Source organism: Lentzea sp. HUAS TT2 (assembly GCF_051853195.1).
Lineage (GTDB): Bacteria > Actinomycetota > Actinomycetes > Mycobacteriales > Pseudonocardiaceae > Lentzea.
Map to the genome: position 1 here is coordinate 10,028,950 of NZ_CP196667.1, position 23,561 is coordinate 10,052,510.

Genomic DNA, 23,561 nt, shown 5'->3' on the forward strand with positions numbered 1-23,561 from the left:
TCATGCGTACGGCGAACTCGCCAGACCTTTGGCAGGTCTGGCGTGTTCGTTTCAGTTGTGGTGGAGCGGGTGTGTCAGGGCGCGGATTCGCGCACGATCAACGAGGTCGGCAGCACCAGCGGATGGTCGGGCATCGGCTGTCCCTCGAGCGTGGAGAGCAGCATCCGCGCGGCGGCGGCACCCATCTCCTGCAGCGGCTGGCGGATCGTCGTCAGCCGAGGTTCGGTGTGTCCCGCGACCGGGACGTCGTCGAAGCCGACCACGGACACGTCGTCGGGGACGACGCGGCCGGCCTCCCGCAGCGCTCGCAGCACACCGACCGCCGAGAGGTCGTTCTGCGCGAACACGGCGTCGAACGGGATTCCACTTGCGACGAGCTTGTCCACGGCGACCTCACCACCTTCCGTGGTGAAGTCCCCGTCGACGACGAGGTCCGGGTGCAGCGTCAGGCCCGCTTCCGCCAAAGCGAGCCGGAACCCGTCCAGCCTCGCCTGAGTGCACCCGAAGTGCGGGGGTCCGGTGACGACGGCGAACCTGCGGCGACCGGCCGCGACGAGATGCCTCGCGACATCCGCGCCTCCCTGCCGGTTCGTCGTCGTCACCGAGGGGAACTCCGGGTGCGAGCCGCGGTCGTCGATCATGACGACCGGCAGGCCCGCCCGGTAGAGCGTGGAGATGTAGTGCAGGGCGTCCGGGGGCTCGACGACCAGCAGGCCGTCGAAGGCGTTGGCGGACACGTGGTTCGCGAACTGGTTCAGCGACTCGGGTCCGCGGTTCAGCGTGTAGAGCAGAAGGCCGTAGCCGTCGGCTTCGAGCGTGTCCACGATTCCCTGCAGGACCTCGCCCATCCACGGCCAGGTGAGCGACGGCGCGAGCATCGCGACGGTGCGGGTGCGGCCCCTCGCCAGACCGACCGCACGGGCGCTGGGCACGTAGCCGATCTCGTCGATGACCTTGCGAACCCGCTGTGCGGTGGAGGCGTCCACGTCCGGCTTACCGTTCAGCACACGTGACACGGTCGCTTTGGACACCTGGGCGCGTTGGGCGACCTCTGCGATCGTGACACGCATGCCGAACTTCCTTCCGCCGCCTCCTGAAACCGGTTTCGGTACCGGTTCCGACGAGGTGTGACGGAGTCAACAGCCTGACGTGAGGATTAGTCAAGAGTCTTGCCGGAAGTTCGTGAGAGCGTTTCCACAGTTCGGCACGTCCACGCAGGTAGGACACTGTCAGGTGACCCGAAATGAGACACCTTGATCGATTCCATCCTCCGTGTTTCATTCCGCCGAACGGCGTATCCGTTGCGTCTCAACCGATCGGGCACAATCGTTGTCATGGGGGTTGTAGCAGCGGTCAGCCGCAACGAGGAGTATTCGTTCACAAAGCCGACACGGGAGAGCATTACCCTGCTCGCCGGTCTCGGCGTCGAGGGCGACGTCCACCAGGGCGTCACGGTCAAGCACCGGTCCCGCGTCGCGCAGGACCCGACGCAGCCGAACCTGCGCCAGGTGCACCTGATGCACGCCGAGCTCTTCGACGAGCTGCGCGACAAGGGCTACGCCGTGGAGCCGGGTCAGATCGGCGAGAACGTCACCACGCGGGGCATCGACCTGCTCGCCCTGCCCACGGGAACGTTGCTGCACCTGGGTTCCGAGGCGGTCGTCGAGGTGACCGGGCTGCGCAACCCGTGCGTGCAGATCGACGCGTTCTCGAAAGGACTGCTCAAAGAGGTCGTGGGCAAGGGTCCGGACGGGGAGCTGGTCCGGCGCGCGGGGATCATGTCGGTCGTGCTGGTCGGCGGGGTCGTGCGGCCCGGTGACGAGATCCGGGTCGAGCTGCCGGCGGAGCCGCACCGGCCGCTGGAGAAGGTCTGAGCACCTGACCGGAAGTCCTGTCCGAAACGACGGGCTACACCCCCACCCCGAACTTGAGCGTGCCCGGCTCAAGTCTAGAACCGCACGCGGGGACCTTTCGTACTGTCAGAGCACACGCGGGGACCCCGCGTACCGCAAAAAAGGGCGTGCCGGGACCCTTGTGACCCATCGGGAACTGGACCCGACGGGCCGGGGACAGAACTTCTCGCCAGGTGCTTAGTCGTTGCCGAAGTGGTCGTCGAGGATGACCGAGATGGTTCGAGGCGCCTCGACCACCGCCAGGTGCGCGGCGTCCCCGACGACGTAGAGCTCCGAGTCCGGCAGGTCGTCCGCGATGTGCCGGACGAGCTCGGTCGGCGTCGCGTGGTCCTGCGCCGCCGCGATCACCACGGTCGGCACGTCGATCTTCGCCAGGTCACCCCGCAGGTCCATGGCGCGGACGGCCTCGACGCAGGCGAGGTACGACGGCAGGTCGACCTCCAGCAGTTCGGCGCGGAAGCGGGCGACGACGTCCGGGGCGCACGCCGGGGTGAACCAGCGCGAGACGATCGTGTCCGCGACGGCCTCCATGCCGTGCGCGCGCAGCAGCTCGATCCGTTCGTCCAGTCTGGCCTTGTCCGGCACCCACGCGGTCGTGCACACCAGAGCCAGCCGGGAGACGCGGTCGGTGTGCGCGGCCAGCCACATGCCGACCATGCCGCCGAGCGACACACCGCAGTAGTACACCTGGCGCAAACCCAAGTGATCCAAAAGTTCCACGACGTCCTGCGCCAGGTCCTCGATCGTGCACGGGCCCTGGACGGGCGCGCTGCCGCCGTGGCCGCGGTGGTCGAACCGCAGCAGGCGGAAGGGCAGCGAGAACCCGCTCCACAGCTCCGTCGTCGCGCCGAGCGCGTTGCCGAGCACCAGCACCGGCGCGTCCTCCGGCCCGGTCAGCGTGTGGTGCAGCACGGCGTCACCTCCTCGCTGTGCCCCGACATGCGCGAGTCTGCCTGGGCTTATGCCCGCCCGCACGACGAATCCGGCGGACGGCGGCACGCATACCGACAACCACCGGCCTGGCCCCCGCCGAAACACTGTTACGGGTAGCAGAATGGTGACCTGCCGCAGCCACCTACCGCCCGGGAAGCCGATGAACCCCGTTGCTCCGTTCGCGCACGAAGCCCTGTTCTACCGGGACGAGGACGCCTTCCTCGCCGGTACGGCCAGATTCGTGACGGGCGGCGTCGACAGAGGCGAGCCGGTGCTGGTGGCGGTGCCCGAGGCCAGCATCGGCGCGTTGCGCGAACGGCTGGGCGATGCCGCGGACGAGGTCCACTTCATCGACATGACCGAGGCTGGCCGCAACCCCGGCCGGATCATCCCCGGTGTGCTGATGGCGTTCAGCGCGAGCACGCAGCGCCGCTTCCGCATGGTCGGCGAACCGATGTGGCCCGGCCGCACGGCGCTCGAGTACCCGGCGTGCGTGCAGCACGAGGCGTTGATCAACACGGCGTTCGAGGGCAGGCAGGGCGTCATCCTGTGCCCGTACGACGCGACGGCGCTGCCCGGTCACGTGCTGGAGGACGCGCGGCGCACCCACCCGGTCGTGATCGACGGCGAGCGGCGCATGGCGAGCGAGTGGTACACCGACCAGGCGGGCCTGGCCGACATCTACAACGTGCCGTTACCGCCGCCGCCCGCCGGCGTCGAGGAGCACCCGTTCACCGTCGGCACGCTCGCGCACATGCGCAAGCTCGTGGCGGCGTTCGCGCACTGGCTGCGGCGCGAACAGGTCGAGGACCTGATGCTCGCGGTGAACGAGCTGACGACGAACAGCATCCTGCACGCGTCCGGTCGCGGGGTGCTGCGGATGTGGCGCGAGAACGACACCGCCGTGTGCGAGGTGAGCGACGAGGGCAGCGGGTTCCCGCCGTCGTTCACGGGCCTGTCCGGCTTCGGGATCGTGATGGTGAACCTGTTGTGTGACCTGGTTCGCACTCACACGAGTCACAGCGGTACCACCGTTCGAGTGTACTTGGGGCGGTAGGGAGTAGCCGCCATCTCATCGCAATGCGCATGACACGCGGACCTGTTTTCCTTGCACGGATATGACAGACCACCTCTCCCCCCTCGACATCGCCTTCCTCGCAATGGAGGGCGACACCAATCCGTTGCACCTCGGCGCGGTCGCGACCTTCGCACCGTCCACTCCGGTGCATCCGGCCCGCATCGCCGCCGTGCTCTGCGAACGGGCGCAAGAGATTCCGCGCCTGCGCCAGCGCGCCCGCACCTCGATGTTCGGTGGCGCGCGCTGGGTGGAGGACCCCGGTTTCGCGCCCGAGGACCACGTCTTCACGCACCACGTGCGCGGCCGTGAGCGCTTCGCCACCCTGGTGTCGCACCTGATGGCGCAGCCGCTCGACCTCGCGCGCCCGCCGTGGGAGCTGCACGTCATCACCGGTCTCGCGGGCGGCAGGTTCGCCGTCGTCGCGAAGCTGCACCACTCGCTGTGCGACGGCATGAAGGCCGTTGGCCTGGGGATCCAGCTCTTCGACCCGTCGCGTTTGTCCATTCCGGACGCTCCGGAGCCGATCGCGAAGTCGATCATCCCGTCGATGCCGTCGCTGCGCGAGCTCAAGGACACGTTCGACATCGCGTCGAGCGTGCTGATGAACACGCGCCCGCCGACGCTGAACTCTCCGGTGCTCACCGCGTCCACCCGGCCACGCCGCGTGGTGATGTCGCGCCTGGATCTCGCGGACGTGCACCGAATCCGCCGCACCCACGGCGGCACGGTGAACGACGTGCTGCTCGCGCTGGTCACGGGTTCCCTGCGGCACTGGCTTTCCGCGCACGGCAGCGCCGGACCGGACTCGGTCGTGCGGGCGCTGATCCCGGTTAACCAGCGCTCACGCACCGGCGGCGCCTCCGGCAACCAGATCTCCGGCTTCCTGGTCGCGCTGCCGGTCGGTGAGGCGGACCCGGCGGAGCGGCTGCGGAACATCCGCGCGCAGATGGAGTCCGCCAAGGCCGCGGGCCCCGACCGGGGTGCGGGCGCGTTGCCGCTGCTCGCCGACAAGGTGCCGCCGCTGGTGCACCGCCTGGCCGCGCCGGTCATGGGCCGCTGCGCTCCCCTGCTGTTCGACACGCTGGTCACCTCGGTGCCGCTGCCGTCCGTGCCGCTCGCCCTGGACGGCGCCGCGCTGTGCGAGATGTACCCGGTCGCGCCGGTCGCACCCGGCCACGCCGTCGGCATCGCGCTGTCGGTGTACCGCAACTCGGTGCACGTCTGCCTGAACACGAACCAGTCGTGGATGTCGGACGCGCAGTGGCTCGACGCGGTGCTGCGCCGCGAGCTCCTGGCGTTGCAGGAGAGCCGCGAGCTGGTGGGTTTGCCGAGGTAGACCCGCGGGCAAACCTGGTTTCATGAGCAACACCCTGGTCCTCGACGTGGACGGAACCCTGGTCGACACGAACTACCACCACGTGGTGGCGTGGCTGCGCGCCTTCCGCGGCGTGGACGTCACCGTGCCCGCGTGGCGGGTGCACCGCGCGATCGGCATGGGTGGCGACAGGCTGGTGGCCGCGGTGGCCGGGGACAAGGTCGAGCAGGACCACGGCGACGAAGTGCGCGCCGCGTGGGAACGCCACTTCGACGAGATGCTGCCCGAGATCCAGCCCCTGGAGGGCGCACATCGCCTGGTCCGCGCCGCCACCGACCTCGGCCTGGCCGTGGTGCTGGCCAGCTCGGGCAAGCGCAAGCACGTGGAGCACTACCTGAAGCTGCTCGATCCCGGCGACATCGCGTGGACGACCTCCGACGACGTCGAGGACAGCAAGCCGGCGCCGGACCTGATCCAGGTGGCGCTGCGCGAGGTGAAGAGCGAGCGCGCGGTCGTCGTGGGCGACTCGGTGTGGGACTGCGACGCGGCCGCACGGGCGGGCCTGCCGTCGATCGGGCTGCTGACCGGCGGGTTCAGCGAGGACGAGCTGGTCGATCGCGGGGCGTCCGCGGTCTACCAGGACCTCGACACGCTGCGTGCGGAGCTGGCCGACCTGCCGTTCGCCGTGGTCAGCGAGCCGAACGCCTGAGAACCCGGCTCAGGGCTGAGGCACCTGCGACGGGGCAGGCGCCTCCGAGGAGTTCTTGCGGTCCTTCTTCTTCTCCTTGCTGACCTTCGTCGTCTCCGCCGGCGCGCTCGGCTGGGCCTCGGTGGTCCCCACGGCCGGAGCCGACGTCAGCACGACCCCACCGGCACCCGGCTGCGGCGCCCCTGGCACACCCGGCGCCTCCGCCCCGTCCGTCGTCGGCACGACGGTCACGGTCGACTGCGTCACCGTCACCACCTGGGTCCGCGCGTCCGGCGTCACCGGCTGGTCCGCTGCCGGGGACTGGCTTCCGCCGGACAGGTTCGTCACCACCACGGCCACCGCGACAGCGGAGACGGCAGCAGCCGCGATCGCCCACCGCTTCCGGGACCGGGGCTCCGGCACGACGGCGGGTGCCGAGGCGGCGAACGTGACCGCCGCGTCCGGCACCAGGGCCGGTAACCCGCGGCTGGCCTCGTGGGCGGCGGCCAGCGACCGCGCGCACTGAGCGGCGGTAGGACGGCGTTCAGGAACCATGTCCGTCATCGCCGACAGCAACGACACCCAGGCCGCCGGCAGGTCGACGGGAATCCGGGGCGCCCGCGCCAGCCGGGCCAGCGCGGCCTCGGCGTCGCCACCGGGGTACTCGGACCGGCCCGTCAGGCACTCCAGCAGCACGAGCCCGAGCGCGTACACGTCGGCGGCGGGCCCGACCTCCGCGCCGCGCACCTGCTCCGGCGACAGGTAGCCGGCGGTGCCGACCAGCACGCCGGACGTCGTCACCCGCGTCACCTCGGCCACCAGCGCGAGGCCGAAGTCCGCCAGGTACGCCTGCTTCTCCGTGTCGTCGAGCAGGATGTTGGACGGCTTGATGTCGCGGTGCACGACGCCCAGGCCGTGCACGTGGTCCAGGACCTCGGCGATCTGGCTGCCGATGCGCGCCACGAACCGGGGCGGCAGCGGTTCGCGCATGCGCTGGCGCAGGGTGCCGCCGGTGATCTCGCGCATCACGAAGTACGGGCGGCGCGACACGGTGCCGGAGGCGTAGACCGGGATGACGCCGGGGCAGTCGAGCGAGGACAGCATCGTGGCCTCGCGCTGCAGCCGCAGTTCGTCGTCGGGCAGACCGGGACCCGAGAAGATCTTGATCGCCACCGAAGACGTCGTCGATCGGTCGTACGCGCGGTAGACCTCCGCCATGCCCCCGGACCCGAGAAGCGTCCCGACCACGAAGCGGTTGTCGATCACCGCCCCGGTCAGATCGCCGTCCCAAGGTGCGCTCATGGGCCTCCGCTCGTTGCGCAGCACGCTAACGGGTCGCGTGGAATTTCGGCTACCCGACCAACCTGAAGATCAAACTACGATGAGCCCGGACTCGATCTCCCTGACCATCGCCACATCCCGTTCCAGCTGGTCGGCGTCTGTCGTCGCCAGCACTACCGAACCCAACGACGTCCACAGGTCATCGGTACGGGGCACCGTGGAACCTTCCCGATACGCGAGCGCATCACTCTGGTAACTCGGCAAAAGTGAGGCCAGCTCGTCAAAACGCACCGAGTTGCCGAGCTCTCCTGCCGCGGGCGAGGACAGGTAGACCGACTTCACGTGCTGGCGCCGCGAGTACCGGCCGACCGACGTGTCGCCGTCGACGCGATGCCGCACCATCCGCGTGATCTGGCTTTCCCCGGTGCCGAGCAACGTCAGCTCCTGCTGCTCCGCACCCGCGAGCCGCGCACCGATCTCGATCAGCCGCGGCCCCTCCGGCGTGATCATGACCTCGACGTGCGCAGGACCGTTGCGGACACCGGTCGCCTCGAGCACCTGGCACACGTAGTCGAACAGCACGCCGACCACGGGTTCGCCGGACTCCACCAGGGTGTTCGACAGGTAGATGCCGAGCCGGTCGCCGCGGCGTTGTTTGGCGTAACGCCACACCGCGACCAGACCGTGCTCACCGTCGATCGAGTAGGTGTCGACCTCGTACTCGGTGCCCACCGCGAGTTCCTGCACGAGCACCTTGTCGTTGCGGATGTCCAGCTTGTTAACGCAGCCGAGAATCCGGTGGAACTTCGCCCGCCAGTCGTCGCCGGGCATCGCCACGAAGACGTCGTCCGCACCGCCGCTCTCCTGCGGTTTCAGCACGATCGGCGAGTTCTCCAGGCCCTCGCGTCGCAGCCACGCGGCGACCTCGTCCACGCGGTCCGAGCTGATCTGACGCAGGTGCGGCACGCCGGCGGTGCGCAGCGCCACGGCCATCTGCCACTTGTCCCGGCGCGCGGACGAGAGCGTCAGGACGTTCGACCGGCCCGGTGCGATGAGTTCGGACAACGTCTCCGCGGCCTCGACACCGGTCTCGGTGCCCGGCACGACGGCGATCGGGTCGTGCACGGCCAGTTTCGCGGCGAGCTCGTCGAGGTCGTGCAGCACGTGGATCTCGCGGTAGTCGTCCGGGTTCCACGTCGAGGCGAGCCCCGCGGGTGGCCGTTCGGTCGTCAGCACCGCGATCGCGTCGACACCACGCCGTGCGAACGCGGGCGCGATGCCCTTGCCCGCCGAGTACGGATCCACCACCACGATGCTGCTCACGCCTGCTCCCTCGTTAGGACTCCTGACGAACGAGGAGCACAACGGCATGGGCGCGACCAGGCATTCCTGTCTCGATTGGGTCGAGACGACCGTCACTCGAACCGCAACGTCTTGTAGACAGGTGCTGTCACCAGACAGCCAGACGACGCCCGCCACACCCGCGCGAGCCGGGTGCGGAGATCGGTGCCGCCGCTCAGGGCCTGGGCCACGAACTGCAGCCCGAGCAGCTCCGCGACGATCTGCTCCGCCGCGTGCCGGACGTTCACCTCCGGCCGCAGCTCCCCTCGTTCGCGCGCGAGCGAGAGCAGCTCCCGCACCACGGCGACCCAGCCGACGACCTGCGCGGCGGCCACGACGTCGAAGAACACCGCCTCCCGCAACAGCTTCGCGCTGACCCGCACGGTGAGATCGGTGTCCAGCCTGCGGATGAACTCGAACGACATGGCGATCAGCGCCTGGACCGGCGACTGCTCGATCGCGAGCTGGTCGTCGCGCAACCGGTGCCACAACAGCGACTGCTCCTCGATGATCGCGACACCGAGGGCCTCCTTGGAACGGAAGTGGCAATACAGCGCGCCTTTCGACACGTCCGCTCGGGCGCACACGGCGGTGAGGCTGGATCCGGCGAACCCGTCGCGGTCGAACACCTCCGCGGCGGCGTTCAGCAGCCTGGACCTCGTGCGGACCGATCTCTCGCGGTTGACGCTCATGCCTCGGTCCGCGCGGCCCCTGTGGCGACGGCGGCGGCCAGTGTGTCCGGCATCTGCCAGTACTGCTCGATCTCCCCGAGGTGCACGGACACCACGGCGGCGAACCGCACGTCCACCCGCTCTGCCGTGGTCAGGACCCGCCAGCGTGCCGAACCGACCACGGCCGCGTCTCCTCCGTCGACGATCACCTGGCGGGCCGAGAGCCGCTCCAGGCCGAACGTGGCAAACAGGGTGAGGAACTGGGACTCGACCTCCCGGCGGGTGCGCTGGCCGGTCGTCCACCTGGCGCCACCGGGGTCGGGCGCCTCCCATTCCACGGTCGGTGCGCACAACCGCGCGATGCCCGCTGCGTCCTGCGCGGCCAGCCGCGCGAGAAACACCTGCACCACTTCGACCGTCGAGAGCATTTTCTCCACCTTCTCATCCCGGTCATTGCTGTCGCAACGGTCCCGGCGCGGTCACACTAGTCAAAGACCCACAATGCGAGAACGCGCACCCCGTTGGCCCAGCTCTCTTTCACCCGAACATCCGAGCGGCGGATTCCGGCGGTACGCGAACTTTCAACGACCGCGGGTATCACCGCAATGCAGGGACCCATGATCCAGGCTTTGAGGCATCGTGGTCGGCACACCCACCCATCACACCGAAACGGAGCAGAACCGTGCTCAAGGCAGCCCTACCAGCCACCGAGCACCAGGACGTGCCGCCCATTACCGCGCTGATTCCGCAGGCGAGGCGAGAGCAGGGCCTCACTCAGCGCGAACTCGCGGACCTGTTGTGCGAGATCTCACAAAACGACAGCGTCACCCGTGAAGAAGTGTCGAGATGGGAACGCGGCAAACGCATTCCCGGCCCCTACTGGCGCGCCTTCCTCAGCGCGGCGCTCGACGTGCCGCACGCCGCGGTCGACAAGGCCGCGACGATCACGCGTGAGACACGCAGGGCCAACTCGGAAGACCACTCCGATTGACGGAGCGGGCAGGCCCGAGCGGGACCTGCCCCCAGCGGGAAGCGGTGCACCGCCCGGACTCCGCGGCCACCGCCTTCCCGCAAGTCCCAGGCAGAGCAGGTCTTTGGCCCCCTGTGACGACCACCGGGCAGGGCCAGACTGCGATCTGTGACACCTCCAGGAAACTCCGTCGCAACGTGCCTGCTGCTCGCCAGTACCGCGCTCGGCGGCGTACCGGGGGTCTCCCCGGTGAAAGTGAACGAGATCGCGCTCGGATCGAGCGGATTCGTAGAACTGCGCAACACCGGTTCCACCGAGGCAGACATCGGAGGATGGGCGGTCCAGGCGTGCGCCGGCAGCTCCGCGCGAATCCTCGCCACCATCCCCTCTCCCACCGTGGTGCCTCCGGGTGAATACTTCCTGATAGTCGGCAGCGCGTTCAGCGGAACCGCACCCAACGGGATCGTCGTGCACACGGTGGACGGCTCGGGCGTTATCGCTCGAAACCGGCACGGCGCGCACACCGACAGCGTGGGCCTGACCTCGTCCTCACCGTGCCGCGAAGACGGTCCGGCCACGCCCTGCCAGAATTCGGGCGAGGGCTCCTCGCTCGGCCGCGACAGCGCCTCACGCGACACGGATCACAACTCCGCGGACTTCACCTGCCGCATTCCCACTCCCGGTGAAATCAATCCGTAACCGCGCCGCAATGGCCCCTTACGACCTCCAGCAAATCGGAGCAAAGTCAGTCCCGGCGGCAAGACAGGTCGATTCACGAGACCAGGAACGCCGCCACGAGAAATGTCCACAACTCACTTCTCGAAAGGACCGAGACAATGCGTCGACTGCTGAGCGGAGCCACGGCTCTCGCATTCGCGGGCACCATCGCGTTCGCGGGAACGGCGACCGCGGCCGAGGAGCCCGGTGCTCCCGAGGTCATGGCCGTGCCGGCTGTGCTCGTCAACGAGGTCTCGACCATGGGCCCGAACGGGCCGCTCGACGAGGCGATCGAGATCGCCAACACCACGGACCAGCAGCTCGACCTGACCAACTGGGTGCTGAAGATCTACAACCAGCAGAACCAGGTCGTCCAGACGATTCCGCTGATGGACTCCCTCGGCCAGCCGATCGTGCTGGCGCCCAAGAACAACACCGGCTCCACGCTGGTGCTGACGGGCGCAGAGTTCTCCGGCACCACGAGCACCCAGCACGTGCTCCCGGTGAACTTCCTCGGGATCGAGGGCATTCCGGTGTACGGCGGTGTCGCGATCTTCGGCAGCAACGCGCCGACCGCTTTCAAGATCGACGGCGTCGCGTTCTCGGCGAGCGCGGTCACTCCGAGGGAGAGCGTCAACGCCGCTCCGGAAACCGCGCAGACCGCCGCGTTGAACGGGTCGAACACCCGCAACATCCTCAGCCAGGACACGAACAACAACCAGCGTGACTTCTCGTTGCAGGAACGCACCTTCTGACCGGCCGCTCCACGAGAGCTCCCCAGAAGCCCGGACCGCCACGGTCCGGGCTTCGTCGTGTGGCGCGAAGTCGCCAACGGCGACCAACCGCCGCTTTCCACTGTTCCGCAAGGAATTCCGGCCCCTCATCCTGCTGTGAACTGATCACGAGGAGGCGCCGTGTTCCGACACGTCCTGGCACTCGCCATCGCCGCGGCCACGCTCGTCGCACCACCGGTGTCCGCGACGCCACCGGCACCCCCGCCGGCGCAGACGTCCGAGGCGTCGCACCGGATCACGCTGATCACCGGTGACGTCGTCGACTACACCGAACGCTCCGACGGCCGAAAATTCGCCCAGATCCACGCCGCGCCACGGGAGGGCGAGCCGCCGGTCTTCCACACCATGACGACGGCCAAAGGTCTGCACGTCTACCCGTCGGACGCGATCGGCGCGGTCGCGTCCGGCACCGTCGACCGAACCCTGTTCAACGTCACCGAACTCGCGCGCACGGGCCAGTCCGACGACCGCACGGCCTCCGTCCCGGTGCTCATGACCGGTGCCATCAGTGCCAGCGCGCACACCAGGATCAACACTCTCAACGCGTCCGGCGTCCACGTGGAGAAGGCCAAGGCCCAGCAGTTCTGGCGTTCGCTGGACATGAGCGCGAAGTCCGGCGTGCGGGTGAAGTACGACCGGCCGATCCGCGTCACGCTCGACCAGACCACCAAGCAGATCGGGGCCCCGGCGGCGTGGACGGCCGGACTGAACGGGTCCGGCGTCACGGTCGCCGTCGTGGACACCGGCATCGACCCGCACCACCCCGACGTCGCCGCGAAGATCGTCGAGACGGCGAACTTCTCCGACGAGCCCGACGTCACCGACCTGCACGGGCACGGCACGCACGTCGCCTCGACCATCGCGGGCACCGGCGCGAGGTACACCGGTGTCGCCCCGGCGGCGCAGCTGAAGATCGCGAAGGTGTTCAACGGCGCGGGCGAGGGCGACACCTCGCAGGTGATGGCGGGCATCGAGTGGGCGGCCCGCTCCGGCGCGAAGATCGTCAACCTCAGCCTCGGCGGCGACGTCACGGACGGTTCCGACGACCTCAGCGCGCTGGTCGACCGGCTCTCCGCCGAGACCGGTGTGCTGTTCGTGGTGGCGGCGGGCAACAACGGCCCGGCAGGGCGTTCGGTCACCTCCCCCGGCGCCGCGGCCTCCGCACTGACGGTCGGCGCGGTCGACCGGCAGGACAGGCTGGCGCCGTTCAGCAGCACCGGCCCGCGCATCGGCGACGCGCACGTGAAGCCCGAGATCACCGCGCCGGGTGTCGGCGTGGTCGCCGCCCGCGCCGCGGGCACGTCGATGGGCGCGCCGGTCTCGGACCTGCACACCGCGTCGTCCGGTACCTCGATGGCGACTCCGCACGTCGCGGGCGCGGCCGCGTTGCTCGCACAGCAACACCCCGGCTGGACCGCGCAGCAGCTGAAGAACGCACTCGTGACCAGCGCGGCCGACGTCGGCATGCCCTGGCACGAGCAGGGCGCGGGACGGCTGGACGTGGCGCGGGCGGTGGTGGCCAAGGCAACGGGACCGGCATCGGTGAGCTTCGGGCGTCAGGAGAAGGGATCCGGTGACACGCTCACGAGAGAACTCGCCTACACCAACGACTCCGACGCGCCGCTCAGCCTCGATCTCGCCGCGGCGTTGAAGGGCTGGGACGGCACGTCCGCGACGGCGTTCCGGCTCAGCACGTCCCGTCTCACCGTCCCGGCCCGCGGCCAGGCCACCGCGCTCCTCACCCTCGACCCCGACGCCGGTCCGGCGGGTGTGTACGGCGGCGTCGTCACGGCCACCGGCGCGGGCACCTCTCTGCGCACCGCGGTCAGCGTCTACGAGGCACCGCGGACGTTCCCGGTGTCGGTGCACGTCCGCGACACGGCGGGCAAGGCTCCCGCACCCGCGTTCGGCCAGCTGATCGACGACTCCAACGGCCAGGACGACGTCAACGACCCGTTCGACGACACCGTCAGCTACGTCTTCGACGTGGTGAACGGCGAGGGTGTCGCGAACGTGCCCAGCGGCCGCTACTCCGCGGTGAGCTGGGCGACCGAGAACACGGCGGGCGTGCGCCGCTGGTCCGCGCTGGCCGCACCGGAACTGACGGTCTCCGGCGCTCAGGACGTCTCGCTCGACGCGCAACGGACCGTGCCGATCGAGGTCGTGCCGCCGGGCCCGGCCGAGCAACGCGACCGCACCGTCACGATGCGCCGCGTGCTGCCCGCGGAGGGCGCCAACCTGCCCCTGATCACCGAGACCTCGGCCGCGCTCGGCACCACGCCGTGGGAGGTCCGCGCGACCCCCTCCCCTGCCGCCGGCAGGGGCGCGATCTCGTTGCAGGACAACGTGACCCTGCAGACCGCCGCGATCACGCTGACCTCCGGCGGCCGCACGCTGAAGACCGACGGCGACGTCGCCGTGCTGTCCGCGAAGTGGCCGGGCGAGCGGACCGACGTCAAGGTCGTGAGGATCAAGCCGGACACCCCCGCCGTCATGGTCAAGGCCGCCAACGCCGCCGCGGCCACCGCCGCCCAGGAGGGCAGGAAGGCGCTGGTGTCCTATGTGGACCAGCAAGGCGCACTCCCGCTCACGGGTCTGGCCAGCAGCGCCCTCCCTTCGCTCAGCGTCAGCAACGCCGACGGCGAGTTCCTCGCGAAGCAGTCGGCGATCAAGCTGAGCATCAGGTCCGGTCCCGAGTCCGTGTTCAACCTCAGCTACCTCGACGCCAACGGCATCCCGGCCGCCCACCGCCACACCGTCGACCCGGCGAAGCTGGTGCTGCGCAGGACCTCCTACCACGCCGACAAACCCGGCCTCACCGTGCAGAAGACCTGGTACCCGTTCCCGACCGGGCTGTGGCAGACGCAGATCATGCGCGGCACCACGTTCAGCCCGCCCGCCGCGTGGAACGAGTACATCGGCCCCGGCGACGACCGGATCGTCTGGAAGCGTTCGGTCACGCTGAGCGGCACGGACGACAAGGGTGCCCGCGCGGCGATGGCGATGTACCAGGAGAACGTGTTCCGCGACGGCCAGGCCCCCGCCGTCGAGCGCTGGTTCGCCGGACCGGTGCACAGCACCGCGATCGACCTCCAGTCCGACCACCCCGCCCGCTACCCCGCCGCGGGCGACGCGTGGCGTCAGCTCTGCTCGAACTGCCGGACCGGCGACACGTTCGTCCCCGCTCTGCAATGGACGGACGGCAATCCCGGCCACTACACGAACCCTTACCAGAACAGCAAGTTCTTCACGACGACCAAGGTCCGCCTCTTCCAGGGCGAGCGCGAGATCGCGCCGAACCAGGACCCGCTGGCGTTCTACCCGACCTTCCCCCTGTCCCCTGACCAGGCCACCTACCGCCTGGAGAAGATCGAGAGCCACGCTCAGGGAGCCGTCGCGGGCGCGGTCAACCCCGTCCTGTTCACCCTCGCTCCGCGCACCGAGACGACGTGGACGTTCCAGTCACGCCGGTCGCTCACCCCGCCACCGCGCGGCTACTCCTGCCACGCCCAGGCGGCGACCTGCCAGTTCCAGCCGCTGATCCAGCTGCGCCACGACCTGCCGCTCGACCTGATGAACTCCGCACCGGCGAACACGCCGTTCGTCTACCACGTCACCACGGCGAGCAGCGCGCCCGTCACCGTCGTGAAGGTGCAGTGGTCCGCGGACGGCGTGACCTGGCGGCCGGCGCGGATCCAGCCCGACGCGGGCCGCTGGCAGGTCACGATCGACAAGCCGAGCGGTGACGTCTGGCTGCGCACCGAGGCCAGGGACGGCGCCGGGAACACCGTCACGCAGACCATGCAGAAGGCGTTCCGCACTCACTGAGGCGGGAGCAGGGAACCCGCACCCCTGGAAGCCGCGCGCAGACCCGCCTGGAACCGGGTCTGCGCGCCCAGGTCGTCCATCAGCCGGTGCAGTCGCCGCTGGTAGGTCCGGTAGCTCAGCCCGAGCTGCTTGGCGATGCTGCGGTCCGGCAACCCGGTCGCCAGCAGCGCGAGCAGCCGCGCGTCCGCGATCGAGACATCGGAGCTCGCCGGCTGACCGGGCAGCGACAGCGGTACCGCGTCGTCCCAAAGTCTCCCGAACAACGCCCCGAGCGAGTCGAGCAACGCCGACCGGTGCACGATCACCGCGCTCTCCAGCGTCGTCTCGGTGCTGTACAACGGGATGAGCCCGAGGTGGGAGTCCGCGAGGATCATCTTCGTCGGCGCGGTCGCGACCACCCTGGCCTCCTCCCCCAGCGAGAGCCCCATCTCCAGGTCGGCGCGCAGGTCGTGCAGCTCCAGCGCCCGGCGCTCGTAGATGCCCCGGAACCGGACGCCGCGGCGCAGCAGCTCCTCCTCCACCGGGTGCAACGACGTGGGCGCCTTGGCGTACGGCGGTTTGTCCACGAACCGCACCTCGTGCTTGGCCGTGCGCATCACCTGGTCCGCGCGCCGCGAGATCGCCTCTGCGCCGTGCACCACCTCGACGAGGTCCGCCGGGGCGCGCACACCCGCCGCCCGTTCGTAGCGGACCTGCAGCGCGCCCGCCAGCAGCCGTTCCCGCCGCAGGTCGTCCTCGCGGCGCAGGAAGTACGCCGCGAGCGCGACGTCCGGGGCCACGGCGGTGTGCAGGCCGTCGACCTGGTGGACGAAACCGAGCTCGGTCAACGACCTCAGCGCGGTCCGCACCGCCCGCTCGGCCAGCGCCGCCGCACGGCAGAGCTCGGCCAGACCCAGCTGGTAGGAGTCCACGAGCGCCTCGTAGACCGCGAGTTCCGCCGGACGCAATCCGAGCACGCAAGCCAGTATGCCGACTTCGGGCACCCGTTGACGCGGGGCCGGAATCGGGTGTAGACATCGGGTGAAAAGGTTTTCAATACCTTCTCATCGCCGCCGCTCGCAGTTGTGCCAACGCATGCGCGCGAAAGGACGGCCGATGGAGACCAATCGCCGCGACTTCCTCAGGGTCGCCGGTGCCACCGCGGGTGTCACGATGTTGTCCGGCTCCTTCCTGTCCGCGCCGGTCGCCTCGGCGCAGGACCACACCGCGATCCCGATCGCCGAGTCGCCCTGGGACCAGGTGCCCGCGATCCTCGCGAGGATCGTGCCGCCGACGTTCCCCGACGCCAGGTTCGACATCACCGCGTACGGCGCCAAGGGTGACGGCAGGACGAAGAACACCGAGGCGTTCCGGAAGGCCGTCGAGGCCTGCACCGCGGCGGGCGGCGGCCAGGTCGTCGTGCCGAAGGGCGTCTTCCTGACCGGCGCGATCACCTTGCTCAGCAACGTGAACCTCGTCGTGTCCGAGGGCGCCACCATCAAGTTCTCCACCGATCCCAAAGACTTCCCGCTGGTCTACACGCGGTGGCAGGGCATCGAGTGCATGAACTTCTCGTCGTTCATCTACGCCCGCAGGGCCGAGAACATCGCGATCACCGGTCCCGGCCTGATCGACGGCCAGGGCCCGTCCGGACCGTGGTTCGACTACGACGGCAAGCGGCAGCCCGACTGGGAACAGCTGCAGAAGCAGGCCGTCGACGACAAACCGGTGACCGAGCGGAAGTTCGGCATGGGCCACTACCTCAAGCCGAACATGATCACGCTCTACGAGTGCCGGAACGTGCTCGTGGAAGGCGTGCAGCTGCGCAACTCGGCGATGTGGAACGTGCATCCGGTGCTGTGCACCAACGTGACCATCCGGAACATCTTCGTCTACAGCCGCGGTGGCATGGTCGACGGCTGCGATCCCGAGGCGTCGCGGTACGTCCACATCACCGGCTGCCGGTTCGACTGCGGCGACGACGGCATCGCGATCAAGGCGGGCCGGGACGTCGACGGCCGGAGGGTCGGCGTCGCGAGCGAGAACATCGTCATCGAGAACTGCTCGTTCGAGGGCCGCTGGGGCGCGCTGACCGTCGGCAGCGAGATGTCCGGCGGGGTGCGCAACGTCTTCTTCCAGGACTGCACGGTGAAGAAGGGCTCGTCGTACAAACCGTTCCACGTCCTGTACATCAAGACGAACAAGCGGCGCGGCGGCACCGTCGAGAACATCCACGCCCGCCGCATCAAGGCCACCGACGTCGACCGCGAGGCGATCATGGTGACGCTGAACTACAGCCTCACCGGCCCCGGTTACGGCCCGATCGTGAACCCGAAGGTGCAGAACATCACCGCCGACGGCTTCACCGTCAACGGGGTCAAGAAGACCGCGGTCACCCTGGACGGCCTCGGCGAGTCGCACATCAGGAACGTCGTGGTCTCCAACAGCACCTTCACGAACGTGGCCACCGCGAAGCCCAGCATCAAGAACGCGGACGGCACCACGTTCACCAACGTGACCATCAACGGCAAGAAGGTCTGATCCCGTGTCCCTGTCACGTCGTGATCTCGCCCGTGTCTCCGGCCTGACCGCCGCCGGTCTCCTGCTGCCCACCGGGATCGCCAATGCGGCCGCGGACCCGTGGCGCGAGGTGCCGATGATCCTGGCCCGCATCTGCCCACCGCGTTTCCGCAGGAAGGACTACGACGTCACCGCGTTCGGCGCGAAGGGTGACGGCCTGACCAAGAACACCGAGGCGTTCCAGCGCGCGATCACGACGTGCCATCGCGCCGGTGGCGGACGTGTCGTGGTGCCCGCGGGCACGTTCCTCAACGGCGGCATCCGGCTGCTGTCCAATGTGGAGCTCCACGTCCGCGAGGGCGCCACGGTGAAGTTCTCCACGGACCCCGAGGACTACCTGCCGCTCGTGCTCACCCGCTGGGAGGGCACGCTCTGCCACAACTACCAGCCGTTCATCTACGCGTTCGAGCAGAAGAACATCGCCATCACCGGCCGCGGCACGATCGACGGCGACGCCCCCAGCGGCAAGTGGGCGAGCTGGGGCGCGGGCTCGACGGCGTTGCTGCGGCAGTGGGGTGAGGACGGCGTCCCGGTCGAGCAACGGATCATGGGTCCCGGCAGGAACATGCGACCGAACATGATCCAGTTCTTCCGCTGCCAGAACCTGCTGGTCGAGGACGTGCTGATCCGCAACCCGGCGATGTGGTCGCTGCACTTCGTGTTCTCGTGCAACATCACCGTGCGCCGGATCGAGATCTACTCCACGAACTCGCAGGGTGACGGCGTCGACCTCGACTCGTCCTCCTACGCGCACGTGCACGACTCGAAGTTCAACACCAACGACGACTGCGTCGTGGTGAAGTCCGGACGGGATGCTGACGGACGGCGGGTCGGCATCCCGTCCACCCACATCGTGGTCGAGCGCTGCAAGTTCTCCGGCCGCTGGGGCGGGATCACGATCGGCAGCGAGATGTCCGGTGGCGTGCGGAAGGTCTTCTGCCGCGACTGCGAGATCAACGCGCCGGACTTCCCCGGCCGCTACCCGGTCAAGCACGCGCTCTACGTCAAGACCAACCAGGACCGCGGCGGCGTGATCGACGGCGTGCACCTGCGCGACGTCTTCGGGCAGAACGTCGAACGCGAGATCCTGTACGTGTCGATGTACTACCAGAACGGCGGCACCAAAGGCTTCTTCCCGCGGATCGACAACCTCACGATCGACCGGATGCGGATCAACGGCGGCCGGACCGCGGCGACGTTCCGAGGGTTCCCGGAGCAGCACATCAGGAACGTCCGGATCACGAACTCGACGTTCACCGCGATCGCCGAGCCGAACCTGGTCGAGCACACCGACGGCCTCGTGTTCCGCAACACCACGATCAACGGGGTGGTGCCGGCATGAGGTACCTGCTGACACTGCTCCTGGTCGCCACCGGACTGACGGCCGGCGCACCGATCGCCGTCGCTTCCCCGGGCCTGTCGTGGAAGGCCACCAACACCCCGTTCGCGCTGGACTTCCAGGACGGCCGGCGGACGCTGACCGGCCAGCGCGAGACGTTCTACCGGCTCGCGGACGGCACGCAGCACTCGTTGACGAAGGTCGTTGCCCAGAAACGGGTTCCGGGCGGCGTGCGGTACGTCGTGGCGACCACCGAGGTGTCCCGGACGGCAGACGTGGTCGTGACGCGGACCGGACGCGGCCTGCGCGTCGGCTGGACGCTGGAGCCGTCAGCGGGGGTCGCGCAGGTGTCCGCCAACCTCACCGGCTCGCTGGAAGAGCACTTCCTGGGCGGAGGCGCGCACACGATGTTCGTCGACCTGCAACGGCGTGTGCTGCTGAACAAGGCCGTGTTCGTCGGCGCGTCGACGTTCGGCAAGTGCAACAAGAACGGCGCGCCCTCGACGTTCTTCATGTCCAGCGCGGGATACGGGATCTACGCGGACACTCGCGCGATCGGCAGGACGGCGTTCCCCGGCGCGGTGGCCGACGACCATTGCGCCGACAAACCGGCACCCTGCCCGGTCACCTCAGGCGTGCCGGACCGGATCCAGCTGTGCTTCAAGACCTCCCGGCTGGACTACGAGGTGTACGCGGGTTCGCCGGAGAAGGTCAACAGCGCCTACTTCCAACGCGTCGGCACGCCCACGTTGCCGCCCGCCCGGCAGTTCGCCCTGACGAAGTGGCGCGACAAGTACAACCACTCCGACGAGGTCGTCGAGGACGTCACGCAGTTCCAGGCCCGCGGCGTCCCGCTCGACACGCTCTGGGTCGACAACCCGTGGGAGCAGGGTCCTGAGGGCGCCCGGCCGACCTACGCGTGCATCGGCGCGTTGAAGTTCGACAAGACGATGTATCCCGACGCGCAGGGCACGATCGACTGGATGCGGTCGCGTGGCGTGAACATGGGCGTGTGGGTGGCGCCGTTCCTCAACAAGACCTCGGACGGCAAGACGTGCCCGCACGACTACCCGGAGGGCTCGTTCGCGCAGTCGGACCGCACGAACGTGTGGGACATCGACCTCACGAACCCCGTTGCGCGCGCCCACTACGAGGCTCGGTTGGAAGCCGTGTTCCGCATGGGCGTGAACTTCGTCAAGGGCGATCGCGGCGAGGAGCACAACTTCGAGGAGACGACGTTCGCCGGCGGACCCGGCACGTTGATCCACAACGAGTATCCGTTGCTGTACGCGGAATCCGTGGTGAAGATGCTGCGGAAGGTGCACGGCGAGAACTACACGACGCTGTTCCGCGCGGGCGGCGACGGCATGCCGGGAATCCTGCACGGCTTCTGGCAGGCCGACGCGGACATGAGCTTCGACGGCCTGCGGCTCACGACCCGGCGCGGCATCAACTCGTGGATCTCCGGACACCCGGTGCACGGCTCGGACATCGGCGGCTACCGCAACCTCGGTGGTGGCCCGTCGGAGTCGCTGTTCGTCCGATGGGCGCAGCAGTCCGCGGTGACGCCGGTCTTCCAGGTCGGCAGCTCCGGCCGCAACTCGACGCCGTGGGTGTACGACGCGGCGACGTTCGAGCGGTTCCGCAGAGCCGCCGTGCTGCACTACGAGCTGTTCCCGTACCTGTACGCGCAAGCCGTTCGTGCCTCTCGCGATGGCACGCCGATCACGCAACCGATGGCGTTCCGCTATCCCGGCGAGGAGGCCGCGTGGAAGGCCGACCAGCAGTTCATGGTCGGGCCGGACCTGCTCGCGGCTCCGGTGACGGCCGACCGCGCCGAAGCCGACGGCGCCGCCGGGAAACCGACGCCGGTCGACGTCTGGCTGCCGCGCGGTGAGTGGATCGACCTGTTCTCCGGGGCGCGGGTGGCCGGCGGCAGGACGATCACTCGCGAGTCCACTTTGGACGAGTTCCCGCTCTACCTGCGGGCGGGCTCGGCCGTGCCGTTCAACTTCCGCACGCCGAACGTCTGGTCGAAGGCCTGGGGTGTCAACGACCTGGACCGGCGCGACCGGGCGGGCTGGCTCGTGTCGCCCACCGCGAACGGCCGGTTCGGCAACCTCCAGGTCAGCTCGTTCGGCAAGCACGTCCTGGTGACACTGCGGGGTGCGCCGGCCGAGTCGCAGCTGATGGTGCCGGCGGACGTGCGGCGCGTGGTGATCGACGGCAAACCCGCCGGCGCCTCGACCGTCGAGGAACTGCGCGGCAAGGCGACGGGCTGGGCGGCTGTCACCTCCGCGCCCGGCACGTTCGGTGGCACGGTGCTGAAGCTGCGCCCCCGGCACGGCTCCAGCACCGTGGTGCTCACTCTCGGCTGAGGTGCGCCTGGAGGTCGTCCACGAACCGGCTGAGCAGCCGCCCGAACGTCACCTGGTCCTCCTCGGACCAGTCGGCGACGGCACCGGTGAACCGGCCGAGGACGGCCTCCAGGTACCGCCCGGCCGCCGCGGCGCCGGTCTCGGTCAGCTCCACCAGGCGCGCACGCTGGTCGTCGGGGTCGGTGACACGGCGGACCAGGTCGGCGCGCTCCAGGTCGTGCAGGTGCCGCGTGACGTGCGGGCCGACGACCTGCATCCGTGCGGCGATCTCCCCCACCCGCAACGGCTGACCGGCCATCCGCAGGGTGATGAGCACGGTCAGGCCGGGCCGGTCGAGCGGGAGGCCGACGCTCTCCATCCCCCGCTCGACCAGCTGGCTGCGGTTGAGCACGGTGCCCAGCTGCATGAGGCGCGGCAGCAGCGCGGCAGGGTCCAGGGCGTCGCTCACACTTACCTACCTAACTTAGGTATATGCTTTCGTCGGGCAGAAAAGCCTACCTAAGTCAGGTAACTGGAGGACCCCATGAGCTCAGTCCTGATCTCCGGCGCCAGCATCGCCGGTCCCGCGCTCGCGTTCTGGCTGCGGCGCAACGGCTTCGACGTGACCGTCGTGGAGAAGTCCGACGCGCTGCGCGGCGGCGGCTACCCGATCGACATCCGCGGCACCGCGTTAGGGGTGGTCGACCGGATGGGCCTGCTCCCCCGCCTGCGCGAGGCCCACGTGGACACCCACCGGATCACGTTCCTCAACGCCGACGGCAGCCAGGTCGCGTCGATCAGCCCGGAAACCCTCATCGGCGGCGACGGCACAGACCTGGAGGTGCGGCGCGGCGACCTCGCCGAGATCCTCTACGAGACCGTGCGCGACGACGTCGAGTTCCTCTTCGACAACAGCATTCTGGCGATGAACGAGCACGTCGGCGGCGTGGACGTGACGTTCCGCAGCGGCCTCCAGCGCACCTACGACCACGTCATCGGCGCGGACGGGCTGCACTCGGCGGTGCGCGAGCTGACGTTCGGGCCGGAGGAGCAGTTCCACCGCTACCTCGGCTACTGCTTCGCCGGCTTCACCCTGCCCAACCACCTCGGTTTGAGGCAGGAAGCCTTGATGTGGAACGAACCCGGCCGCGCCGCCGCCCTGTACGCGGTGGGGTTCAACGAGAACATCCACGGCTTCCTGAGCTTCGCGCGCGCCGAGGCCCCGTTCGGCGCGTTCCGCGACCCGCAGGCCCAGCGCGACCTGGTGACGTCGGTGTTCGCCGAGGACGGCTGGGAGGTGCCGGGGCTGGTCAAGGCGATGCAGGCGGCCGACGACCTGTTCTTCGACACGGTCAGCCAGATCCGCATGCCGCGCTGGTCGTCCGGCCGCGTCGCTCTCGTCGGGGACGCCGCGTACGCCCCGTCGTTCCTCACGGGACAGGGGTCGAGCCTCGCGCTGGTCGGCGCCTACGTGCTGGCGGGCAACATGAACGACTTCGGGGCTTACGAACGCACGATCAGGCCGTTCGTCGAGGCGAACCAGGGCCTGGTCGACGTGGGCGACGCGGAGCTGTTCCCCGGCACTCCGGAGACTTTGGCGGCACGCAACGCCAGCCTGCGCTCCCGCGCCACGATCCCCGCGGCGCCCGCCCGGCCCGAGCACTCCGCGCTGACCCTCCCGGAATTCAGCTAGGTGTGAGTTCGTGTCGGTCGTCCGGTCACCTCGTCGGGTCAACCGCCGCAGGCGATTCGGGCCGAAGCTGTGGCCGGACGACCG

Annotated in this window: 20 protein-coding genes; 12 read left to right on the forward strand and 8 right to left on the reverse strand. The window is 69.3% G+C overall.

The window, feature by feature from the left end:
* Positions 1–74: 74 nt before the first annotated feature.
* On the reverse strand, positions 75–1,070 hold the full coding sequence (locus ACSHWB_RS47510; RefSeq protein WP_093604271.1) for a LacI family DNA-binding transcriptional regulator: 996 nt from the start codon (positions 1,068–1,070) through the stop codon (positions 75–77).
* 264 nt (positions 1,071–1,334) lie between these two features.
* On the opposite strand from ACSHWB_RS47510, the gene ACSHWB_RS47515 reads away from it, so the two are divergent.
* The gene (locus ACSHWB_RS47515) at positions 1,335–1,874 is read left to right on the forward strand and encodes an MOSC domain-containing protein (protein ID WP_439659938.1); all 540 of its coding nucleotides are present in this window, start codon (positions 1,335–1,337) and stop codon (positions 1,872–1,874) included.
* A 216-nt stretch (positions 1,875–2,090) separates the two neighbouring features.
* Here ACSHWB_RS47515 and ACSHWB_RS47520 read toward each other — a convergent pair whose 3' ends face one another.
* Complete coding sequence (locus ACSHWB_RS47520) at positions 2,091–2,825, reverse strand: alpha/beta fold hydrolase (protein ID WP_439659939.1); 735 nt, start codon at positions 2,823–2,825, stop codon at positions 2,091–2,093.
* Between the two features lie 181 nt (positions 2,826–3,006).
* Here ACSHWB_RS47520 and ACSHWB_RS47525 point away from each other — a divergent pair, with 181 nt between their 5' ends.
* The 3 genes from ACSHWB_RS47525 to ACSHWB_RS47535 all read left to right on the forward strand — a co-directional run bounded on the left by ACSHWB_RS47525 (position 3,007) and on the right by ACSHWB_RS47535 (position 5,948).
* Entirely contained in the window at positions 3,007–3,903 is an 897-nt protein-coding gene (locus tag ACSHWB_RS47525; RefSeq protein ID WP_439659940.1) for an anti-sigma factor RsbA family regulatory protein, read from the forward strand.
* Positions 3,904–3,964: 61 nt separating this feature from the next.
* Positions 3,965–5,260 carry a wax ester/triacylglycerol synthase family O-acyltransferase gene (locus ACSHWB_RS47530; RefSeq protein WP_439659941.1) on the forward strand — a complete coding sequence of 432 codons (1,296 nt, stop codon included), beginning with the start codon at positions 3,965–3,967 and terminating at the stop codon, positions 5,258–5,260.
* A gap of 22 nt (positions 5,261–5,282) precedes the next feature.
* Positions 5,283–5,948 (forward strand): HAD family hydrolase, encoded by a 666-nt coding sequence (locus ACSHWB_RS47535; RefSeq protein ID WP_439659942.1) that lies wholly within the window; start codon positions 5,283–5,285, stop codon positions 5,946–5,948.
* 9 nt (positions 5,949–5,957) lie between these two features.
* Here ACSHWB_RS47535 and ACSHWB_RS47540 read toward each other — a convergent pair whose 3' ends face one another.
* From ACSHWB_RS47540 to ACSHWB_RS47555, 4 genes are all read right to left on the reverse strand, one after another.
* Positions 5,958–7,229 (reverse strand): serine/threonine-protein kinase, encoded by a 1,272-nt coding sequence (locus tag ACSHWB_RS47540; RefSeq protein WP_439659943.1) that lies wholly within the window; start codon positions 7,227–7,229, stop codon positions 5,958–5,960.
* A 69-nt stretch (positions 7,230–7,298) separates the two neighbouring features.
* Positions 7,299–8,531 (reverse strand): ATP-grasp domain-containing protein, encoded by a 1,233-nt coding sequence (locus ACSHWB_RS47545; RefSeq protein WP_439659944.1) that lies wholly within the window; start codon positions 8,529–8,531, stop codon positions 7,299–7,301.
* Between the two features lie 92 nt (positions 8,532–8,623).
* Positions 8,624–9,241 (reverse strand): ScbR family autoregulator-binding transcription factor, encoded by a 618-nt coding sequence (locus tag ACSHWB_RS47550; RefSeq protein WP_439659945.1) that lies wholly within the window; start codon positions 9,239–9,241, stop codon positions 8,624–8,626.
* Positions 9,238–9,648, reverse strand: coding sequence for a nuclear transport factor 2 family protein (locus tag ACSHWB_RS47555; RefSeq protein WP_093604291.1), 411 nt, complete (start codon positions 9,646–9,648; stop codon positions 9,238–9,240). The genes ACSHWB_RS47550 and ACSHWB_RS47555 overlap by 4 nt, the downstream gene beginning before the upstream one ends.
* A 254-nt stretch (positions 9,649–9,902) precedes the next feature.
* On the opposite strand from ACSHWB_RS47555, the gene ACSHWB_RS47560 reads away from it, so the two are divergent.
* The 4 genes from ACSHWB_RS47560 to ACSHWB_RS47575 all read left to right on the forward strand — a co-directional run bounded on the left by ACSHWB_RS47560 (position 9,903) and on the right by ACSHWB_RS47575 (position 15,529).
* Positions 9,903–10,211, forward strand: coding sequence for a helix-turn-helix transcriptional regulator (locus ACSHWB_RS47560; RefSeq protein WP_439659946.1), 309 nt, complete (start codon positions 9,903–9,905; stop codon positions 10,209–10,211).
* A 228-nt stretch (positions 10,212–10,439) separates the two neighbouring features.
* Positions 10,440–10,889 carry a lamin tail domain-containing protein gene (locus ACSHWB_RS47565; RefSeq protein WP_439659947.1) on the forward strand — a complete coding sequence of 150 codons (450 nt, stop codon included), beginning with the start codon at positions 10,440–10,442 and terminating at the stop codon, positions 10,887–10,889.
* A 137-nt stretch (positions 10,890–11,026) separates the two neighbouring features.
* On the forward strand, positions 11,027–11,662 hold the full coding sequence (locus ACSHWB_RS47570) for a lamin tail domain-containing protein (protein ID WP_439659948.1): 636 nt from the start codon (positions 11,027–11,029) through the stop codon (positions 11,660–11,662).
* Between the two features lie 159 nt (positions 11,663–11,821).
* The gene (locus ACSHWB_RS47575; protein ID WP_439659949.1) at positions 11,822–15,529 is read left to right on the forward strand and encodes a S8 family serine peptidase; all 3,708 of its coding nucleotides are present in this window, start codon (positions 11,822–11,824) and stop codon (positions 15,527–15,529) included.
* On the opposite strand, the gene ACSHWB_RS47580 is transcribed toward ACSHWB_RS47575, so the two are convergent.
* On the reverse strand, positions 15,523–16,485 hold the full coding sequence (locus ACSHWB_RS47580; RefSeq protein WP_439659950.1) for a helix-turn-helix domain-containing protein: 963 nt from the start codon (positions 16,483–16,485) through the stop codon (positions 15,523–15,525). The genes ACSHWB_RS47575 and ACSHWB_RS47580 overlap by 7 nt on opposite strands.
* Positions 16,486–16,624: 139 nt before the next feature.
* Here ACSHWB_RS47580 and ACSHWB_RS47585 point away from each other — a divergent pair, with 139 nt between their 5' ends.
* From ACSHWB_RS47585 to ACSHWB_RS47595, 3 genes are read left to right on the forward strand one after another with little or no spacing between them, the layout of a single operon-like run.
* A complete protein-coding gene (locus tag ACSHWB_RS47585) occupies positions 16,625–18,049 on the forward strand; it encodes a glycoside hydrolase family 28 protein (RefSeq protein ID WP_439659951.1) in 1,425 nt (474 codons plus the stop codon).
* A 4-nt stretch (positions 18,050–18,053) separates the two neighbouring features.
* Positions 18,054–19,430: a glycoside hydrolase family 28 protein gene (locus ACSHWB_RS47590; protein WP_439659952.1), complete on the forward strand. Its 1,377-nt coding sequence runs from the start codon at positions 18,054–18,056 to the stop codon at positions 19,428–19,430.
* Positions 19,427–21,805, forward strand: a complete 2,379-nt coding sequence (locus ACSHWB_RS47595) for a TIM-barrel domain-containing protein (RefSeq protein ID WP_439659953.1) — start codon at positions 19,427–19,429, stop codon at positions 21,803–21,805. The genes ACSHWB_RS47590 and ACSHWB_RS47595 overlap by 4 nt, the downstream gene beginning before the upstream one ends.
* Here ACSHWB_RS47595 and ACSHWB_RS47600 read toward each other — a convergent pair.
* Entirely contained in the window at positions 21,792–22,253 is a 462-nt protein-coding gene (locus tag ACSHWB_RS47600; RefSeq protein ID WP_439659954.1) for a MarR family winged helix-turn-helix transcriptional regulator, read from the reverse strand. The two genes, ACSHWB_RS47595 and ACSHWB_RS47600, sit on opposite strands and share 14 nt — an antisense overlap.
* Positions 22,254–22,328: 75 nt before the next feature.
* Between ACSHWB_RS47600 and ACSHWB_RS47605 the strand changes: the two genes are divergently transcribed.
* Positions 22,329–23,477 carry an FAD-dependent monooxygenase gene (locus ACSHWB_RS47605; RefSeq protein ID WP_439659955.1) on the forward strand — a complete coding sequence of 383 codons (1,149 nt, stop codon included), beginning with the start codon at positions 22,329–22,331 and terminating at the stop codon, positions 23,475–23,477.
* Positions 23,478–23,561 lie beyond the last annotated feature (84 nt).

What these genes read in the sequence shown, in the direction of transcription:
- ACSHWB_RS47510 (WP_093604271.1), bottom strand. Translation starts at nt 1,070, where the DNA reads ATGCGTGTCACGATCGCAGAGGTCGCCCAACGCGCCCAGGTGTCCAAA.
- ACSHWB_RS47515 (WP_439659938.1), top strand. Translation starts at nt 1,335, where the DNA reads ATGGGGGTTGTAGCAGCGGTCAGCCGCAACGAGGAGTATTCGTTCACA.
- ACSHWB_RS47525 (WP_439659940.1), top strand. Translation starts at nt 3,007, where the DNA reads ATGAACCCCGTTGCTCCGTTCGCGCACGAAGCCCTGTTCTACCGGGAC.
- ACSHWB_RS47530 (WP_439659941.1), top strand. Translation starts at nt 3,965, where the DNA reads ATGACAGACCACCTCTCCCCCCTCGACATCGCCTTCCTCGCAATGGAG.
- ACSHWB_RS47535 (WP_439659942.1), top strand. Translation starts at nt 5,283, where the DNA reads ATGAGCAACACCCTGGTCCTCGACGTGGACGGAACCCTGGTCGACACG.
- ACSHWB_RS47540 (WP_439659943.1), bottom strand. Translation starts at nt 7,229, where the DNA reads ATGAGCGCACCTTGGGACGGCGATCTGACCGGGGCGGTGATCGACAAC.
- ACSHWB_RS47550 (WP_439659945.1), bottom strand. Translation starts at nt 9,241, where the DNA reads ATGAGCGTCAACCGCGAGAGATCGGTCCGCACGAGGTCCAGGCTGCTG.
- ACSHWB_RS47555 (WP_093604291.1), bottom strand. Translation starts at nt 9,648, where the DNA reads ATGCTCTCGACGGTCGAAGTGGTGCAGGTGTTTCTCGCGCGGCTGGCC.
- ACSHWB_RS47570 (WP_439659948.1), top strand. Translation starts at nt 11,027, where the DNA reads ATGCGTCGACTGCTGAGCGGAGCCACGGCTCTCGCATTCGCGGGCACC.
- ACSHWB_RS47585 (WP_439659951.1), top strand. Translation starts at nt 16,625, where the DNA reads ATGGAGACCAATCGCCGCGACTTCCTCAGGGTCGCCGGTGCCACCGCG.
- ACSHWB_RS47595 (WP_439659953.1), top strand. Translation starts at nt 19,427, where the DNA reads ATGAGGTACCTGCTGACACTGCTCCTGGTCGCCACCGGACTGACGGCC.
- ACSHWB_RS47605 (WP_439659955.1), top strand. Translation starts at nt 22,329, where the DNA reads ATGAGCTCAGTCCTGATCTCCGGCGCCAGCATCGCCGGTCCCGCGCTC.